The sequence below is a fragment of the Bacillus cereus ATCC 14579 genome, assembly GCF_000007825.1.
Lineage (GTDB): Bacteria > Bacillota > Bacilli > Bacillales > Bacillaceae_G > Bacillus_A > Bacillus_A cereus.
The window spans coordinates 1,766,431-1,783,885 of record NC_004722.1; the positions used below are offsets into that span (position 1 = coordinate 1,766,431).

The following is a 17,455-nucleotide window of genomic DNA, read 5'->3' on the forward strand; positions in this document are numbered from 1 at the left end:
AGGGAGAGAAGAAAAATGACAAAAAAACCTTATAAAGTAATGGCTCTATCAGCACTGATGGCAGTATTTGCAGCAGGAAATATTATGCCGGCTCATACGTATGCAGCTGAAAGTACAGTGAAACAAGCTCCAGTTCATGCGGTAGCAAAAGCTTATAATGACTATGAAGAATACTCATTAGGACCAGAAGGCTTGAAAGATGCAATGGAAAGAACAGGTTCAAATGCTTTAGTAATGGATCTGTACGCTTTAACAATTATTAAACAAGGTAATGTTAACTTTGGAAATGTATCGTCTGTTGATGCGGCTTTAAAAGGGAAAGTAATTCAGCACCAAGATACAGCTAGAGGAAATGCGAAGCAATGGTTAGATGTATTAAAACCACAGCTTATTTCAACGAATCAAAATATCATTAACTACAATACGAAATTCCAAAACTATTATGATACTTTAGTTGCTGCAGTTGATGCAAAGGATAAAGCGACTCTTACGAAAGGCTTAACAAGATTATCAAGTAGTATTAATGAAAATAAAGCGCAAGTGGATCAGTTAGTAGAAGACTTGAAGAAATTCCGAAATAAAATGACTTCGGATACGCAAAACTTCAAGGGTGATGCAAATCAAATTACATCTATATTAGCTAGTCAAGATGCAGGAATTCCGCTTCTGCAAAATCAAATTACAACGTACAATGAAGCGATTAGTAAATATAATGCAATTATTATCGGTTCATCTGTTGCGACAGCTCTAGGACCAATTGCAATTATCGGTGGTGCAGTAGTTATTGCTACGGGTGCAGGAACACCGCTAGGAGTAGCATTAATTGCAGGTGGTGCAGCAGCTGTAGGCGGTGGTACAGCTGGAATCGTATTAGCGAAGAAAGAGCTTGATAATGCACAAGCAGAAATTCAAAAGATAACAGGACAAGTTACAACTGCGCAATTAGAAGTAGCAGGATTAACGAACATTAAAACACAAACAGAGTATTTAACAAATACAATTGATACTGCAATTACAGCGTTACAAAATATTTCAAACCAATGGTACACAATGGGATCAAAATACAATTCTTTACTTCAAAATGTGGATTCAATTAGTCCAAACGATCTTGTTTTCATTAAAGAAGATTTAAACATTGCGAAAGATAGCTGGAAAAACATTAAAGACTATGCAGAAAAGATTTATGCTGAAGATATTAAAGTAGTAGATACGAAAAAAGCATAATCGAATACGAATCGTTAGGGCGTTAAGTGTTGATGAATGATTTGAAGCTCCTGTTCAGTTGTGAGCAGGAGCTTTTGATATCCTTATAAAGAGAATAGGTGAAAAATATGCAGAAACGATTTTATAAAAAATGTCTTTTAGCGGTAATGATTGCTGGGGTGGCAACGAGTAACGCATTTCCTTTACATCCTTTTGCAGCAGAACAAAATGTAACGGTGCTACAAGAAAATGTGAAAAACTATTCTCTTGGACCAGCAGGATTCCAAGATGTAATGGCACAAACGACATCAAGCATATTTGCAATGGATTCATATGCAAAATTAATTCAAAATCAACAAGAGACGGATTTAAGTAAAATAAGTTCGATTAATAGTGAATTTAAAGGAAATATGATTCAGCATCAAAGAGATGCAAAAATTAATGCAGCATATTGGTTAAATAATATGAAGCCTCAAATTATGAAAACAGATCAAAATATTATAAATTACAATAATACTTTTCAATCGTATTATAATGACATGTTAATAGCGATTGATCAAAAGGATAGCGGAAAATTAAAAGCGGATTTAGAAAAGTTGTATGCAGATATTGTAAAGAATCAAAATGAGGTAGATGGATTATTAGGAAATTTGAAAGCTTTTCGCAATAGAATGGCGAAAGATACAAATAGTTTCAAAGAAGATACAAATCAGTTAACAGCGATATTGGCAAGTACGAATGCTGGTATTCCAGCTCTAGAGCAACAAATAAATACATATAACGATTCGATTAAAAAGAGTAATGATATGGTCATTGCTGGTGGCGTACTTTGTGTAGCATTAATAACATGTCTTGCTGGCGGGCCAATGATCGCGGTTGCGAAAAAAGATATCGCAAATGCAGAAAGAGAAATCGCTAATTTAAAAGATAGAATTTCAGGAGCGCAAGCAGAAGTCTTAATTTTGACTGATGTAAAAAATAAAACAACAAACATGACAGAAACAATTGATGCAGCAATTACAGCACTACAAAACATATCAAATCAATGGTATACAGTAGGTGCAAAATATAATAATTTACTACAAAACGTAAAAGGAATTAGTCCGGAAGAGTTTACGTTTATAAAAGAAGATTTACATACAGCGAAAGATAGCTGGAAAGATGTAAAGGATTATACAGAAAAATTACATGAAGGCGTGGCGAAGTAAACAGTGGACTAGTTCTGCTGTTTATTTTTTTATCCTGTTTTTTGTGAGAGTTGAACTTGCAATTATATATAAGTTTGTCATGTGTTTTATCCATGTGTGTATAAAAATCTTTTCGTTATCGTTCCCTTTGATAGAATCTATTTTTATATGGTTTTTTACCGAATTTTTTAAAAATTAAATTTTATGGCTTGATAATTCATTTAAAATGATTTAATCTTATGTCAAATGATATGTTTATCTATCAAAAATGCTTTTGTAAAGATAAAGGAGTGATTGAGAATGTTAAACGCCCCATTGATGGTAAGTCTTTAGGTACAGCAGCATTGAAAAGATTGGGAAGAAATGAGTGAGCTTTCACAATAAAGAACTCTATAACTTTATGTAGTGTTTGATACCCTTCGATTAGATTTTTTGAAAAACAAATCAATATTAATTGAATCAAAGTTTAGAAATTAAATATATGAGTAGTAGAAAAAATCCATTAGTTGTTATCATGTTCTAATAAAAAATGGGAAATGGAAATTCTGAGAAAACTTGTTCAGAAAGTAAGTTAGTGAGGGGAATTCAAAACCAATTTAATAAAAGCGAGGTAAATAATATGACTTTTGAAGAAAAATTACAAGCATATGCAGAACTTACGGTGAAAATCGGTGTCAATATTCAACCAGGGCAATACTTATTAGTCAATACATCAGTGGATGCATTGGATTTCGCCCGTATAGTTGTGAAAGAGGCTTATAAGGCTGGGGCAGGGCGTGTTCATGTTGATTTTTCGGATGAAGAAATGGAACGTGCTTACTTTGATTATGCCTCAGATGAAGAATTTAATCGCTTCCCAGAGTGGATAGTCAAAATGAATGATGAGCTGATCGAACGTAAAGGAGCACTATTAATGATAGATGCTACAGATCCTGATAAATTTACAGGTATTTCATCTGATCGTCTAGCTACCTATCAAAAGGTAGCAGGAGCTGCTCTGAGAAACAATCGCAACGCCGTAATGAAGGATTCAATAGCTTGGTCGATGGTAGCAGTTCCTTCACCAAAGTGGGCATCGAAGGTGTTCCCGGATTTAGCAGCAGAGGATCAAGTACCAGCATTATGGGAGGCTATTTTTAAAGCTGTTCGTATTGGTGAAGGCAGTACTATTGAAAAATGGCGTGAACATGTAACAAATTTAGAATCTCGTGCGGTCCTACTGAACGATAAAAAATATATGAAGCTTCACTATACAGCGCCAGGTACTGATTTAACAATTGCATTAGCACCACAGCATAAATGGGTTACTGGAGGTGGTAAAACTCCTGATGATACTATCTTTATGGCTAATATGCCGACAGAAGAGGTTTATACGTTACCGATGAAACAAGGTGTAAATGGCTATGTAAGCAATACAAAACCATTAGTTTATCAAGGGAATATTATCGATGGCTTTAAACTGACATTTGAAGAAGGAAAAATTGTTAAAGCTGAAGCACAGGTAGGACATGATTTATTACAAGAGCTTATTAATGTGGATGAAGGCTCTTGCTATTTAGGTGAAGTAGCACTTGTACCACATGAATCACCAATTTCAGCATCGGAAATTTTATATTTTAATACATTGTTTGATGAAAATGCATCGAACCATTTAGCGATTGGTAAAGCTTATCCAACTTGCTTAGAGGGTGGAAGAGATTTAGAAAACGATCAGCTTGAAACGTTAGGGGCAAATATTTCAGTAACACATGAGGACTTTATGATTGGCAGCAGTGAGATGGACATCGACGGTATTCTACCAGATGGAACTGTAGAACCAATTTTCTGTAAAGGTAGCTGGGCATTTTAAGTTTTTAATTTGAATAAAGGAGTAGAGTGGATGAAACGGTTACTAAGCATAATTAGTGCAACTATATAGGTGTTTCATCTGCTTTTGCTTAGGCTGAAAACTACCTCTTTAATTAGAAATAAAATGCATGCAAAGGAGATAGGCCAATGAATTTCTGGGAAGTTGTTTTGATAGTAGTGAATTTTAGTCTATTGAGTTGGATACTGTTAATAGGCAGAGAAACGAAAAAGTGGTCTAAATTAGCTACTTTGATTGCCGTTGTAATGGTTACAGTTCAGTTATTGGCAGAAGGTTTTAGGTGGCAGATGATTCCGGCATATGTATCCCCAGTTATCTTAATTTTATGCTATTTATTAGCTGGGCGGAAAAAGGGCTTTAGAAGTTCGGGTATATTCATAGTTAAGACTTCGTTACTATGTATCTATTTGTCTGTAGCAGTTGCGTTACCCTTACTTATGCCAGTATTTTCATTTGAAGAACCAACTGGTCCACATAGGGTCGGTACGAAGCTATATCATTGGGTTGATCATCAGAGAAATGAACCATATTCAAAAAATCCAAACGATCGGCGCGAACTGATGGTGCAAATTTGGTATCCTGCAGCTGAAAAAAGCAAGGGGGATCCAGAACCTTATATTCGTAACATAAATGAGCTCTCCAAGGGATTGGAAAAAACATTGTCTATTCCTGCATTTGCATTCAGCCACATGGAATTGGTAAAGTCTCACTCGTTTATGGATTTACAACTCTCAGACTCAGAGAATCACTATCCCATATTACTCTTCTCTCATGGTTTTAATGGTTTTCGTAATCAAAACACGTTTCAAGTTGAGGAGTTGGCTAGTCAAGGATATATTGTTCTAAGTATCGATCATACCTTTGATGCTGCAGCTACCGTCTTTCCAGGTGGTCGAACTGCTTACGTACAGCCCATCAATTTAACTGATGAAGGAGATAGTCACATAAAATTATGGGAGGAAGATGTCAGCTTTGTCCTTAATCAGATAGAGAAACTTAACGAAAACGATGAGACCGGTTTCTTTACAGGAAGACTGGATACCTCGCGAATTGGAATGTTTGGCCACTCTTACGGTGGAGCTACCGCAGCACAAATACTTGCAAAAGATTCTCGTGTCAAAGCAGCTATCAATATGGATGGTACATTGTATGGTGAAATCTTGCCTGAAAGTGGCATTGGAAAACCATTTCTGCTCATGAATGCAGAAGAGCCTGATGAAGCAGATCCCTTTGAAGTGAGGGAGCGATACGGACGCGGGTTAGCTGGCGGTGGTATGTCAATGGTCATTCCTCATACGGATCATACAAGCTTTACCGATTTACATTTGTTCTCACCTCTGTTGCAGAGCCCAGGTGAAAATCCAAAGGAAGTTCATCGTATTATTAACGAATTCAGCCTGGCATTTTTTGACCAGTATGTAAAACAGAAGGATGACGGCTCAACCCTTAAAAGGCTGATAACCCAATACCCGGAAGTGAATTTTAAAATAAACCGATAACTTTATGCAGAAAGTAACTCGTACCATTTTCTTTGGCTCTTGTATTTATTACATTAAAGAATTTAATTTCTTCATCGTTATCTAAATAATGAAATACTAAAAATGAAACATTCAAAGTACTATCAGTTTCAGGAATATAATTCTTTTTGAAAAGCTACATTCAGCAGCTGGACACTTTATTTGAGATTGTTTATTATAATATCAAATGATATATTTATCTATCAAAAATGACGACTTTATATAGAAAAAGGGAGAGATTGACGATGAAGAAAGACTTGTCAGCGTTGAAGGAAGCGAGATTTAATGCAATTCTTGATTCAGCTACTATATTGCTTGTTGAAAATCCTACTGCTTCGATGAATGAAATTGCGGAATATGCGGGAATTGGAATTGCTACACTCCATCGCTACGTCGAAAGCAGGGAGAAATTGATGCTGTTCTTGGGCCATCGGGCTATACAACTGGTAAGTGATACTGTAAACCAGATTCCACTGGATGAGGAAAGAAGCGAAAACTATATCCCGGAACTCATTGAAGCGTTAATCCCTTTAGGTGACAAAATCTATTTTCTAGGTCATGATGCATCTGTATTTAACAACAAAGAATTAGGTGAAGCAGAAGAGAAGCTGAGGGAACCCTTAAGACGCGTTATTGAATTGCTACAACAAAGAGGTTACTTTCAGCAAACAGTTAGCAGTGAATGGATTTTGAATACGCTTTATGCTCTGCTTTTCCATACCTGGGAACAGGTACATGAAGGAAATGTGGCTAAAAAATCTGCTGCAGAGCTTGTTTTAAATACATTTTATTATGGTTTCAAAGCTAAGGATGAATTGAGAGGGAAGTGAACTGATTCAAATCCATGATAATTAATATTAATAATATAGAAAGTGAAAAGGAGCAATAGGATAATGAATAAAATCTCTATTGTAAAGGCTGTTCATCAATCCATGGTCGGCGCCCAGCTAAATGTAATGGCATTGGAATACATGGTGTTTCCACTTGCAGGATCTGAGGAGAAGAACACAGTCGATTGGACATTTTGTAAGCTATGGCGGCAGGAGAACAACCGTTTTAGTCATCAATACGCCTATGAAGCTCAAATGGACGGGAAAACTTTAGGGATGATTACTTGCTATCCCATACCCGTTTTAAATCGTCTTGCCTGGCCCACTTTTAAACAGCTGCTTTCGTTCCGAAAGCTGGGTTTTGTTGTTTATAACATTTTGAATATCAAAATGCTTTATTCCATGTTTACCTTGAGGGAGGGAGAAGATGACGAGTTTCACATCGGAACAATTGCCTTACTGCCCGAAAGTCGAGGACTAGGGATAGGTACCAGATTAATTGAGTTTGCTGAGGAACAAGCTTCGCTGCAAGGCTTTGCCAAATGCTCTCTAACGGTAAAGAAAGAGAACCAACTTGCCATTAAATTGTATCAGAGGATAGGCTACCAGATTACAGGTGAAATCAATAAACCAAAGTTATCGTTGTACAGAATGGTCAAAAACGTAGAACCTTACAACCATTTATAAAAAATTTGTACAGTATTAGAGGGTACCAGCACATGCCCATAAGCTTAAGGATTCAAAATTACCCCAAAGTAAAAAATGTACATTTTTTATAAGTTAACACAAAATTTTAGCTTGATAGTGATGGGATGAGGCTTCTATATAAAAAAACACAGTTTACACTCAAACTGTGTTTTTTCGACGTATAATGCTTTATCAACATCTCTTTTTATTCTTTAAAATCTGCAACAGAACCAGGCCCCTCCTCAAAGTATAAATTCCAAGGGAGGAACCGTTTTTTTATTTACTTATATACGTACAGCTGTACCACTGACAGCAACCATTAACATTCCATCACGTACAACTTCGTAATCTACGTCAATGCCGATGATAGCGTTCGCACCTTTTTGTTTTGCAAGTTCTTTCATTTCGTCCATTGCAATATCACGAGCGTCTTTTAGCTTACTTTCATAAGCACCAGCACGGCCACCGACAACATCACGAACTGAAGCGAATAAATCGCGGACAATGTTTGCACCCATAATAGCTTCACCATTTACAATATCAATATACTCAATAATTTCTTTACCTTGAATTCCGGAAGTTGTTGTTACAATCATGACTGACACTCTCCTAATAAGTTGTAGTTTTGATAAGATTTCTTATGCCTTAGAAAAAGTGGTTCTGGTGCCAAAAATACTCGATAGAAACATAGAGTATTTTTGCATCAAAACCTTCAATTACATATGTCTTGTTATGACATATGCAATTAAATAAAAGGAATAAAATTGTTTAACATATGTATCGCTATAACATATGCAAGGGATCTATTAGAAATAAGATAAGCCGCAGTAAGCATCACTGTGCCAGGTAAATATATAGCAAGATCCGAAAGTTGATTTGAATGAAGACCTGCAAAAATTATAATCGAAACGATGGATGCAATAGCAGTACCAACATATTCCGAAAAACGATTTACTAATATATGACGAAATATAATTTCTTCAATTATTGGTCCTATAATCCCAAATAGAAGTAATGTGAATATAATAGGCATCTCTGCGCCATTTGTAAGGATCTGTTCTTGGTTCTCTGGCTGACCTGTATTTAGAAAATGCATAATAGAATTTTCCACAATTATCATAAGTAAAACTACCATAGGAATGCTTACTATTTTCAAAATTGTTTTCTCTTTAAAATAAGTAAAACTTTCAATAATTTCTTTCCTAAAGAAAATGATTCCTACAATAGCAGGTACAGTCAAACCGATGGCACTAAGAGCAAATTCTGATTCAACTAAGTTGCTGTTAGTTAAAAGGGAGATGCCAAATAATATGAACAAGCCAATTTGAAGTAGTGCAAACAGTATATAAACTATTAGCATAACAAGTTCTTTTGTATTCATTTTTATAAAGCTCACTTTATTACCTCCATAATGAAATTACTTAGAATCTTTGATTTTTCTTGTTGCATTAGGTTCTCCTTCTAAAATATATTTATTTAATACCGAACCGGACCGTTCGGTTCGAAAACTTATGATACTATAAGTTTCTAGTTTTTTAAACCCCTTTTATAAATTATTAATAAAATAAAAATGGTAAATAACAAATATATTTATATCTCAGTTGCTTATTTACAAGCAAATTTCAGTACTCATTAATTTTTGACAATTAGCTTTTTATAGAATGAAGTGATAAGGCTTTTAACTGCAAGGACTGCGGGAGATATCCTAATATACGAAGTGAAAGTGGGAGTAGTTCAAACACTTTAGCTAAACATATTAATAAAAATTATATATAATAATCATAGTCTATACGTTAAAATTAACTATATATTTTTACACCTTCTACGATTGTAGGTGAAATTAGTTGTATAACAGGACTGAATTAAATAATTGGACATGTTAATTTTGACAGAAAATTCATTTGAATGATATAGGTAATACAATTTGATTACCTCTTTTCAAACTGTATGGTTTGAGGTTCACATAATATAGGGATGGATAATATATTTTTGTTCCAAACTTATTTATACTTACAAAAAAATTCAAGAAAATAGATGGTAAATATCACCTGGAATATTAAGCTCGTTTTTATTAGGAGGATTACAAAGTATGACTAAAGTTGATAAGATTAAAGAAAAAATTATTGAAACATCTTTATATTTATTTAATACTAATGGGATAACTCGCACATCCATACAGGATATAATGACAGCTACTGAACTACCTAAAGGATCTATTTATCGTAGATTCAAAAGTAAAGAAGAAATTGTCCTTGCTGCCTATGACAAAAGTGGTGAGATTATGTGGAGTCATTTTCATAAAGCAATGGAAAATAAAAAGACAGCAATCGATAAAATTCTTGCAATTTTCCTTGTATATCAAGATGCAGCTAATAATCCTCCTATTGCTGGAGGCTGTCCATTACTTAATAGCGCAATTGAAAGTACTGGAGTATTTCCAGAATTACAAAAAGCAGCAGCAAAAGGTTATGATGATACAGTAATGTTAATGGCTTCTCTCATAAAAGAAGGAATAGAGAAACAAGAACTTAAAGAAGATATAGATATTATATCGCTCGCTTCTTTTCTTGCATCTTCAATGGAGGGAGCTATTATGGCAAGTCGCGTATCTAACGATAATATACACCATCATTATTTTATTGAACAAATAAAACATCATCTTTTCTCTTATTCTAAATAAGTGAGAACTTGCAGTGTTTCCATCCGATTTTTATAAACTTAAATTGAATACATACCCCTTATGAACAGTATCTTTTGTTTATGAGGGGTATTTGAATAGCTTTTAGACGATGTTTCATGTTTCTTATTGAACGGCTTTGTTATCGTTACTACAGGAAAAGCAATAAAGAATGAATTACATATAAACTGATTTATATGTTGTAAGTGTTTCTATATTGGGTTTGTAAATCTACACAATAAGGTTTCATTGTATATAATAAGTGGAATAGAAGTTCAGTTAGATAAAATTCGGTAGTCGAATTTTTTTGCATAAAGCTGTATAATGCTTGTAACGAAAGGGAAATACAGGAAGGGATTTGTAATGAGTTACTATGGAAAAAGATAAACAACAATTAAGCGTTGAAGTTGCAAGATTATATTATCAATCAGATTATAGTCAGCAAGAAATTGCTAACAAATTAAATATTTCAAGACCGACGATTTCTAGATTGTTAAAGTACGCGAAAGAAAAAGGGTTTGTTCAAATTAGCATCGCCGATCCATTTGCGGATTTAGATAACGTTGGGAATTTACTGAAAGAAAAGTACAACTTGTTAGAGGCACATGTTGTGTTTTCTCCAGTACCGGAATATGCAACGATTACAGAGTATATAAGTAAATATGCTGCTGAGTATATGGAAAAGACGGTTAAAAACGGTGATATTGTTGGTGTAAGCTGGGGAATGACGATGTATGAAATCGCTAGAAAAATCGTACCTCAACATGTAAAAGGGGTAGAGGTTGTCCAGCTAAAAGGTGGTATTAGTCATTCAAGTGTAAATACATATGCGAATGAGACGATAGCTTTATTTGCAGATGCTTTTCAAACGACGCCAAGAAATCTACCTCTTCCAGTTATATTTGATAATGCAGTGACAAAAGAATTAGTGGAGCAGGATCGACATATTCATCACATTATCGAAATGGGAAAACAAGCGAATATTGCAATTTTTACTGTAGGAACAGTGCGAGACGAAGCGTTATTATTCCGATTAGGTTATTTCGATAAGGATGAAACAAATTTACTCAAAAAACAATCGGTCGGTGACATTTGTTCACGTTTCTTTGATGGAGACGGAAATATTAGTAGCGAAGAAATCAATAAGCGTACCATTGGAATTGAGTTAGAGGAACTGAAATTAAAGAAACGCTCTATTTTAGTTGCAGGTGGTAATAGAAAAATAAAAGCAATTGATGGTGCGTTACGTGGCGGGTATGCGAATGTATTAATTATCGATCAGCATACAGCAAAAGAACTGTTACATTATCAAAAAGGTTAGAAATAAAAGGAGTTCTCAAAATTAACATATTGAGAACTCCTTTTATTTTGTTATGTATGAATGATAGGAGTCTTTTTTGAACACAATTTGCCTTTTTAAAAATAATTATGGATATGGAGATACATACTACCATTGTTAACATAGAAAATTTGATTATATAGGAAGTGTTCTTTGTTAGAATGCGCTTTATTTACTACAAGAAAATTCCTTTTAAAAAAGAATGAACAAAATTTCAAAAGTGTATTTACATTTGTTCAACTAAGAGTTAGAATGAAGTTGTTAAAAGATATGAGGAGTGAAGATAATGAACATTGCAAAGTTAATTGACCATACAATTTTAAAAGCTAATACTACTAAAGAAGATGTTATGAAAGTAATCGAAGAAGCAAAGGAATATAAATTCGCTTCTGTTTGTATTAACCCACCATGGGTAAAATTAGCGGCTGATGAACTAGCTGGGCATGATGTAGACGTTTGTACTGTAATCGGTTTCCCATTAGGAGCAAGCACTACTGAAACAAAAGCATTTGAAACAAAAGATGCTATTGCAAAAGGTGCAACTGAAGTTGATATGGTAATCAACGTAGGCGCTTTGAAAGATGGCGACAACGAACTTGTTGAAAAAGACATTTATGAAGTAGTACAAGCAGCAAAAGGAAAAGCTCTTGTAAAAGTAATCATTGAAACTTGCCTATTAACAGATGAAGAGAAAGTACGTGCTTGTGAATTATCAGTAAAAGCTGGTGCTGATTTCGTAAAAACTTCAACTGGATTCTCAACTGGCGGAGCAACTGCTGAAGATATCGCATTAATGCGTAAAACAGTAGGACCAAACGTTGGTGTAAAAGCATCTGGCGGTGTTCGTACACGTGAAGATGCAGACAAAATGGTAGCTGCTGGAGCTTCTCGCGTTGGAGCAAGTGCTAGTGTTGCAATCGTATTAAATGATGCAAAAGGTGCTACAGATAACTACTAATCGATAAAAGCTTAAAGCAATAGATATACGTTTAAAGTATATCTATTGCTTTAATAATTGAAAAAAATGTAAGCGGATACGAATGGGAGGAAACGGCTTATGAAATACTTAATCGGTGTTTTTGGCCTCGTATTGATTTTAGGTATCGCTTGGCTTGCTAGTAATGATAGAAAGAAAGTCAAATATCGTCCAATCATAACGATGGTTATATTACAATTTATTTTGGGGTTTCTATTATTAAATACAAGTGTAGGGAATATATTAATTAGCGGAATAGCAGATGGTTTTGGAGAGCTATTAAAATATGCCGCTGACGGTGTGAATTTCGTATTTGGTGGATTAGTAAATCAAAAAGAGTTTTCGTTCTTTTTAAGTGTATTAATGCCAATCGTATTTATATCAGCCTTAATAGGTATTTTGCAACATATTAAAGTATTACCTATTATTGTGAAATCTATCGGTCTAGCATTAAGTAAAGTAAATGGAATGGGGAAACTAGAATCATATAACGCTGTTGCATCTGCGATTTTAGGACAATCTGAAGTATTTATTTCAGTTAAGAAACAACTAGGGTTATTGCCAGAGAAAAGAATGTATACATTATGTGCATCAGCAATGTCTACAGTTTCTATGTCTATCGTTGGATCATATATGGTGTTATTAAAACCACAATATGTTGTAACCGCTTTAGTGCTTAACTTATTCGGTGGTTTCATCATTGCTTCTATCATTAACCCATATGAAGTTACTGAGGAAGAAGATATGTTAGAAGTACAAGAAGAAGAGAAGAAGACCTTCTTTGAAGTATTAGGGGAATACATTATTGATGGATTTAAAGTTGCGATTACAGTAGCAGCTATGTTAGTCGGTTTCGTTGCTCTTATCGCATTCATTAATGCAATATTTAAAGGTATAATCGGTATTTCATTCCAAGAAATTCTTGGTTATGCATTTGCACCATTTGCATTTATTATGGGTGTACCTTGGCATGAAGCAGTTAATGCCGGAAATATTATGGCAACAAAATTAGTATCAAATGAATTTGTCGCTATGACAGATTTAGCACAAGGAAACTTTAATTTCTCAGATAGAACGACAGCGATTATCTCTGTATTTTTAGTTTCATTTGCAAACTTCTCTTCAATTGGGATTATTGCAGGGGCAGTTAAGAGCTTAAATGAAAAGCAAGGGAATGTAGTCGCAAGGTTTGGTTTGAAATTACTATTCGGTGCAACATTAGTAAGTTTCTTATCAGCAACAATCGTTGGCTTATTATTTTAATAGATTTATATAATATAAAAAGGAATGGTGATTGTAATGAGAATGGTAGATATTATTGCAAAAAAACGTGACGGCAAAGAATTAACGACTGAAGAAATCAAATTCTTTATTAATGGATATACAGACGGAAGTATTCCTGATTATCAAGTGAGTGCGCTTGCAATGGCAATCTTCTTTAAAGATATGACAGATCGCGAACGTGCAGATTTAACGATGGCGATGGTTGAGTCTGGAGAAACGATCGATTTATCAGCAATTGAAGGAATTAAAGTAGACAAACATTCAACTGGCGGTGTTGGTGATACAACAACATTAGTATTAGGACCGTTAGTAGCTGCTTTAGATGTACCAGTAGCAAAAATGTCTGGTCGTGGTTTAGGACATACAGGCGGAACAATTGATAAATTAGAAGCGGTAGAAGGATTCCACGTTGAAATTACGAAAGAACAATTCATTGATATTGTAAACCGTGACAAAGTAGCTGTTATTGGACAAACAGGAAACTTAACACCTGCAGATAAAAAGATTTATGCATTACGCGACGTAACAGGAACTGTTAACTCAATTCCTTTAATCGCAAGTTCAATTATGAGTAAAAAAATTGCAGCTGGTGCTGACGCAATCGTACTTGATGTAAAAACAGGTGCTGGTGCATTTATGAAAACAGAAGAAGATGCAAAAGAATTATCACATGCAATGGTACGTATCGGAAATAACGTAGGACGTCAAACAATGGCAGTTATTTCAGATATGTCACAACCTCTTGGATTTGCGATTGGTAATGCTCTAGAAGTGAAAGAAGCGATTGATACGTTAAAAGGTGAAGGTCCAGAAGATTTAACAGAATTAGTACTTGTATTAGGAAGTCAAATGGTCGTACTTGCGAAAAAAGCAAATACGTTAGAAGAAGCTCGTGAAATGCTAATTGAAGTGATGAAAAACGGAAAAGCAACTGCGAAATTTAAAGAGTTCTTAAGCAATCAAGGCGGAGATAGCTCAATTGTAGACAATCCAGAAAAAATGCCACAAGCGAAGTATGTAATTGATGTACCTGCAAAAACTTCAGGTGTTATTTCTAACATTGTTGCAGATGAGATTGGTATTGCAGCTATGTTACTTGGTGCAGGTCGTGCAACGAAGGAAGATGAAATCGATTTAGCAGTAGGATTAATGTTACGTAAAAAAGTTGGCGATGCAGTAAAAGAAGGCGAGCCGTTCGTAACAATCTACGCAAATCGTGAAAATGTAGAAGATGTAAAAGCAAAAATTTATGAGAACATCTCTATCGCTGAAACAGCAGTGGCTCCTAAATTAGTGCATACAGTTATTACTGACTAATGATCATTTCATTTACTTTGAGGGGGAAATAATATGGATAAGAAAAAATATATGAAGAAGCAAACAAGATGTTATCGAAAGCGTATATTCCGTATTCTAAATTTCCTGTTGGCGCAGCGTTAGTTACGAAAGAAGGGAAAGTCTATACTGGTTGTAATATAGAAAATGCTTCTTACGGTTTATGTAACTGTGCAGAAAGAACAGCAATATTTAAAGCGGTATCAGAAGGGGAGCGCGATTTTAGTTACTTAGTTATTACAGGAGAAACTGATGGACCGATTTCACCATGTGGTGCGTGTAGACAAGTAATTGCTGAATTCTGTGATCCGAAAATGCCTGTATTACTAACGAATGTAAAAGGTGATGAAAAAGAAGTGACTGTTGAGCAATTACTTCCAGGTGCTTTCACAATTGACGATTTAAAATAAGTTAAAAAGCCATTTTGCAATTATTAATTGTGAACTGCACCCCAATTGTTAGACACAGTCTAACAATTGGAGGTGCAGTTTTTTGTATGACAAAATTTACGAAGGATTTAAAGTCAACGCTCGTTCAAGGATTTAATCCGAAAATAATTTCTCAAGCAGAATATGCAAAACAGATGCATATTACAAAGGCACAATTTCAATACTGGTTACGCTTATACGAACTCCATGGAGAAGAAGGTTTACACGAGGTCTATACAAATTACACCGCAGAGTTTAAACTAGACGTACTAAATTTTATGGCTCAATCGGGTATATCGTTAATGGATACAGCGGCTATATTCATGGTTCCTTCTTTTACAACGGTTTATCAATGGAAGAAGCAATTTGAAGTAGGTGGCTTAGATGCCCTTGAACCAAAGAAAAAGGGGCGTCCATCCATGAAAAATAAAAACACAAAACATGATACTAAAAAGATTCCGGCAGAAGGTTCAGTTGAAGCGTTACAAGCTGAATTAGAACGCTTACGTATGGAAAATGCGTATTTAAAAAAGTTGAATGCCTTAGTTCAAAACAAGGAAAAATCACCAAACAAGACAAGGCACAAGTAGTCTATGAATTAAGGCATGAGTTTCAAAGTGAAAGAATTAGTAAAGTTAGCGGATATCCCTCGAAGCACCTATTATTTTTATGTAAAACAAATGGATAGAATCGATCCAGATGCCGATTTAAAAGTAGAAATTAAAGCGATTTATGATGAACACGAAGGTCGTTATGGATATCGTCGTATTCGTAATGAGTTAGCCAATCGTAATCAAATAGTGAATCATAAAAAAGTGCAACGAATTATGAAAGAGTTAGGTTTAAAATGTCTTGTACGTATGAAAAAATATAAATCTTATAAAGGAACAGTTGGTAAAATTGCACCTCATATTTTAGAGCGTAAATTTACGGCAGATACGCCAAATGAAAAATGGGTAACCGATATTACAGAATTTAAATTATTCGGTGAGAAACTTTATTTATCACCTGTATTAGACTTGTATAATGGTGAAATCATTACCTATACAATTGGCTCTAGACCGACGTATTCACTTGTTTCAGAAATGTTAGAGACAGCATTAGAAGGTTTACCTGAAAATCACCAACTAATGATGCATTCAGATCAAGGGTGGCATTATCAAATGAAACAATACCGTCACGCATTACAAAAAAGAGGTATCGTACAAAGTATGTCTCGTAAAGGCAACTGTTATGACAACGCAGTAATGGAGAATTTCTTTGGAATCATGAAGTCTGAGTTTCTCTACATAAAAGAGTTTGAAAGTGTAGAGCACTTCAAAATAGAATTAGAAAAATATATAGATTATTACAATACAAAACGGATAAAGGCAAAATTAAAAATGAGCCCGGTGCAATACCGGACTCATTTTTATCAAGCTGCCTAATGAAATAACCGTGTCTAACTTTTAGGGGTCACTTCATTGCAGAATGGCTTTTTTGTTCATATTCCGTTCATAAACTTTGCGTAAAATGATTGCAGCGAATATGGAAAGTTTACAGCAGGAGGAATATAATGAAGAAATTCTATAATGTGGCATGTAGTTACTTATTGGTTTATGATTTTGTTAAAAAAGTCATTTAAATAGATAGGAGTGGAAAGTATGATAGCACTTTTATCAAGTGTCGTAGCAGTTTGTATGGCTGTTGGGGTAATGTTTCTACGTTTTAAAGCAGCGAAAAAGCCGGTAACGAAAAAGAAAATTATATTGCCGCCAATTTTTATGAGTACAGGCGCAATGATGTACTTTTTACCAGAGTTTCGATTAACATCGTTAGAAATAGTCGAGGCAATTAGTATAGGGCTTATTTTCTCTATTTTTCTTATTAAAACAACTAAGTTCGAAATAAAAGGCGAACATATATTTATGAAACCGTCAAAAGCATTCATATTTATTTTAGTAGGCTTATTAGCTGTACGCGTGGCATTAAAGTCATATTTAAGCCAATCAATTGATTTGGCAGAGTTAAGCGGAATGTTTTTCTTACTTGCATTTGCGATGATTGTGTCGTGGAGAATTGCGATGTATCGCTCGTTTACTAAATTAAAAAAGACAATAAAAAGAGCTGGAATTTCTATATAGGA

The 17,455-nt window shown here is 34.7% G+C and carries 14 protein-coding genes and 2 pseudogenes; 14 read left to right on the forward strand and 2 right to left on the reverse strand.

Annotated features, from left to right (window positions below; genetic code table 11):
* The first annotated feature begins 15 nt into the window (after positions 1 to 15).
* From nheB to BC_RS09045, 6 genes are all read left to right on the forward strand, one after another.
* Positions 16 to 1,224, forward strand: coding sequence for a non-hemolytic enterotoxin NHE subunit B (gene nheB / locus BC_RS09020; protein WP_000162968.1), 1,209 nt, complete (start codon positions 16 to 18; stop codon positions 1,222 to 1,224).
* Positions 1,225 to 1,331: 107 nt separating this feature from the next.
* Positions 1,332 to 2,411, forward strand: coding sequence for a non-hemolytic enterotoxin NHE subunit C (gene nheC / locus BC_RS09025; protein ID WP_001171994.1), 1,080 nt, complete (start codon positions 1,332 to 1,334; stop codon positions 2,409 to 2,411).
* Positions 2,412 to 3,009: 598 nt separating this feature from the next.
* Positions 3,010 to 4,239 carry an aminopeptidase gene (locus BC_RS09030; RefSeq protein WP_000141969.1) on the forward strand — a complete coding sequence of 410 codons (1,230 nt, stop codon included), beginning with the start codon at positions 3,010 to 3,012 and terminating at the stop codon, positions 4,237 to 4,239.
* 146 nt (positions 4,240 to 4,385) lie between these two features.
* Positions 4,386 to 5,756: an alpha/beta hydrolase family protein gene (locus tag BC_RS09035; protein WP_001012297.1), complete on the forward strand. Its 1,371-nt coding sequence runs from the start codon at positions 4,386 to 4,388 to the stop codon at positions 5,754 to 5,756.
* Positions 5,757 to 6,019: 263 nt separating this feature from the next.
* Complete coding sequence (locus BC_RS09040) at positions 6,020 to 6,604, forward strand: TetR/AcrR family transcriptional regulator (RefSeq protein WP_000710981.1); 585 nt, start codon at positions 6,020 to 6,022, stop codon at positions 6,602 to 6,604.
* A gap of 63 nt (positions 6,605 to 6,667) precedes the next feature.
* Positions 6,668 to 7,291 carry a GNAT family N-acetyltransferase gene (locus BC_RS09045; RefSeq protein ID WP_001033860.1) on the forward strand — a complete coding sequence of 208 codons (624 nt, stop codon included), beginning with the start codon at positions 6,668 to 6,670 and terminating at the stop codon, positions 7,289 to 7,291.
* 284 nt (positions 7,292 to 7,575) lie between these two features.
* Here BC_RS09045 and BC_RS09050 read toward each other — a convergent pair whose 3' ends face one another.
* The gene (locus BC_RS09050; RefSeq protein ID WP_000637504.1) at positions 7,576 to 7,887 is read right to left on the reverse strand and encodes a heavy metal-binding domain-containing protein; all 312 of its coding nucleotides are present in this window, start codon (positions 7,885 to 7,887) and stop codon (positions 7,576 to 7,578) included.
* 149 nt (positions 7,888 to 8,036) lie between these two features.
* Entirely contained in the window at positions 8,037 to 8,687 is a 651-nt protein-coding gene (locus tag BC_RS09055) for a CPBP family glutamic-type intramembrane protease (RefSeq protein WP_000008141.1), read from the reverse strand.
* A gap of 693 nt (positions 8,688 to 9,380) precedes the next feature.
* Between BC_RS09055 and BC_RS09060 the strand changes: the two genes are divergently transcribed.
* The 8 genes and pseudogenes from BC_RS09060 (at position 9,381) to BC_RS09095 (ending at position 17,453) form a co-directional block, all read left to right on the forward strand.
* Complete coding sequence (locus tag BC_RS09060; protein ID WP_000169640.1) at positions 9,381 to 9,971, forward strand: TetR/AcrR family transcriptional regulator; 591 nt, start codon at positions 9,381 to 9,383, stop codon at positions 9,969 to 9,971.
* A 370-nt stretch (positions 9,972 to 10,341) separates the two neighbouring features.
* Positions 10,342 to 11,289, forward strand: coding sequence for a sugar-binding transcriptional regulator (locus tag BC_RS09065; RefSeq protein WP_000409781.1), 948 nt, complete (start codon positions 10,342 to 10,344; stop codon positions 11,287 to 11,289).
* A gap of 304 nt (positions 11,290 to 11,593) precedes the next feature.
* Entirely contained in the window at positions 11,594 to 12,265 is a 672-nt protein-coding gene (gene deoC, locus BC_RS09070) for a deoxyribose-phosphate aldolase (RefSeq protein ID WP_001017437.1), read from the forward strand.
* A gap of 99 nt (positions 12,266 to 12,364) precedes the next feature.
* Positions 12,365 to 13,546: a NupC/NupG family nucleoside CNT transporter gene (locus BC_RS09075; RefSeq protein ID WP_000876187.1), complete on the forward strand. Its 1,182-nt coding sequence runs from the start codon at positions 12,365 to 12,367 to the stop codon at positions 13,544 to 13,546.
* Between the two features lie 36 nt (positions 13,547 to 13,582).
* Positions 13,583 to 14,884 (forward strand): pyrimidine-nucleoside phosphorylase, encoded by a 1,302-nt coding sequence (locus BC_RS09080; protein ID WP_011110005.1) that lies wholly within the window; start codon positions 13,583 to 13,585, stop codon positions 14,882 to 14,884.
* A gap of 33 nt (positions 14,885 to 14,917) precedes the next feature.
* Positions 14,918 to 15,312 (forward strand): annotated as a pseudogene (locus BC_RS09085) (cytidine deaminase).
* An 86-nt stretch (positions 15,313 to 15,398) separates the two neighbouring features.
* Positions 15,399 to 16,757: pseudogene (locus BC_RS09090) on the forward strand (IS3-like element ISBce18 family transposase).
* Between the two features lie 216 nt (positions 16,758 to 16,973).
* Positions 16,974 to 17,453, forward strand: coding sequence for a CcdC family protein (locus tag BC_RS09095; RefSeq protein ID WP_000561075.1), 480 nt, complete (start codon positions 16,974 to 16,976; stop codon positions 17,451 to 17,453).
* Positions 17,454 to 17,455: the final 2 nt, after the last annotated feature.

Bases quoted from the DNA above. Each gene is read 5' to 3' on its own strand.
- BC_RS09030 (WP_000141969.1), top strand. From the start codon at position 3,010: ATGACTTTTGAAGAAAAATTACAAGCATATGCAGAACTTACGGTGAAA.
- BC_RS09050 (WP_000637504.1), bottom strand. From the start codon at position 7,887: ATGATTGTAACAACAACTTCCGGAATTCAAGGTAAAGAAATTATTGAG.
- nheB (WP_000162968.1), top strand. From the start codon at position 16: ATGACAAAAAAACCTTATAAAGTAATGGCTCTATCAGCACTGATGGCA.
- BC_RS09040 (WP_000710981.1), top strand. From the start codon at position 6,020: ATGAAGAAAGACTTGTCAGCGTTGAAGGAAGCGAGATTTAATGCAATT.
- BC_RS09060 (WP_000169640.1), top strand. From the start codon at position 9,381: ATGACTAAAGTTGATAAGATTAAAGAAAAAATTATTGAAACATCTTTA.
- nheC (WP_001171994.1), top strand. From the start codon at position 1,332: ATGCAGAAACGATTTTATAAAAAATGTCTTTTAGCGGTAATGATTGCT.
- BC_RS09075 (WP_000876187.1), top strand. From the start codon at position 12,365: ATGAAATACTTAATCGGTGTTTTTGGCCTCGTATTGATTTTAGGTATC.
- BC_RS09035 (WP_001012297.1), top strand. From the start codon at position 4,386: ATGAATTTCTGGGAAGTTGTTTTGATAGTAGTGAATTTTAGTCTATTG.
- BC_RS09095 (WP_000561075.1), top strand. From the start codon at position 16,974: ATGATAGCACTTTTATCAAGTGTCGTAGCAGTTTGTATGGCTGTTGGG.
- deoC (WP_001017437.1), top strand. From the start codon at position 11,594: ATGAACATTGCAAAGTTAATTGACCATACAATTTTAAAAGCTAATACT.
- BC_RS09045 (WP_001033860.1), top strand. From the start codon at position 6,668: ATGAATAAAATCTCTATTGTAAAGGCTGTTCATCAATCCATGGTCGGC.
- BC_RS09065 (WP_000409781.1), top strand. From the start codon at position 10,342: ATGGAAAAAGATAAACAACAATTAAGCGTTGAAGTTGCAAGATTATAT.
- BC_RS09080 (WP_011110005.1), top strand. From the start codon at position 13,583: ATGAGAATGGTAGATATTATTGCAAAAAAACGTGACGGCAAAGAATTA.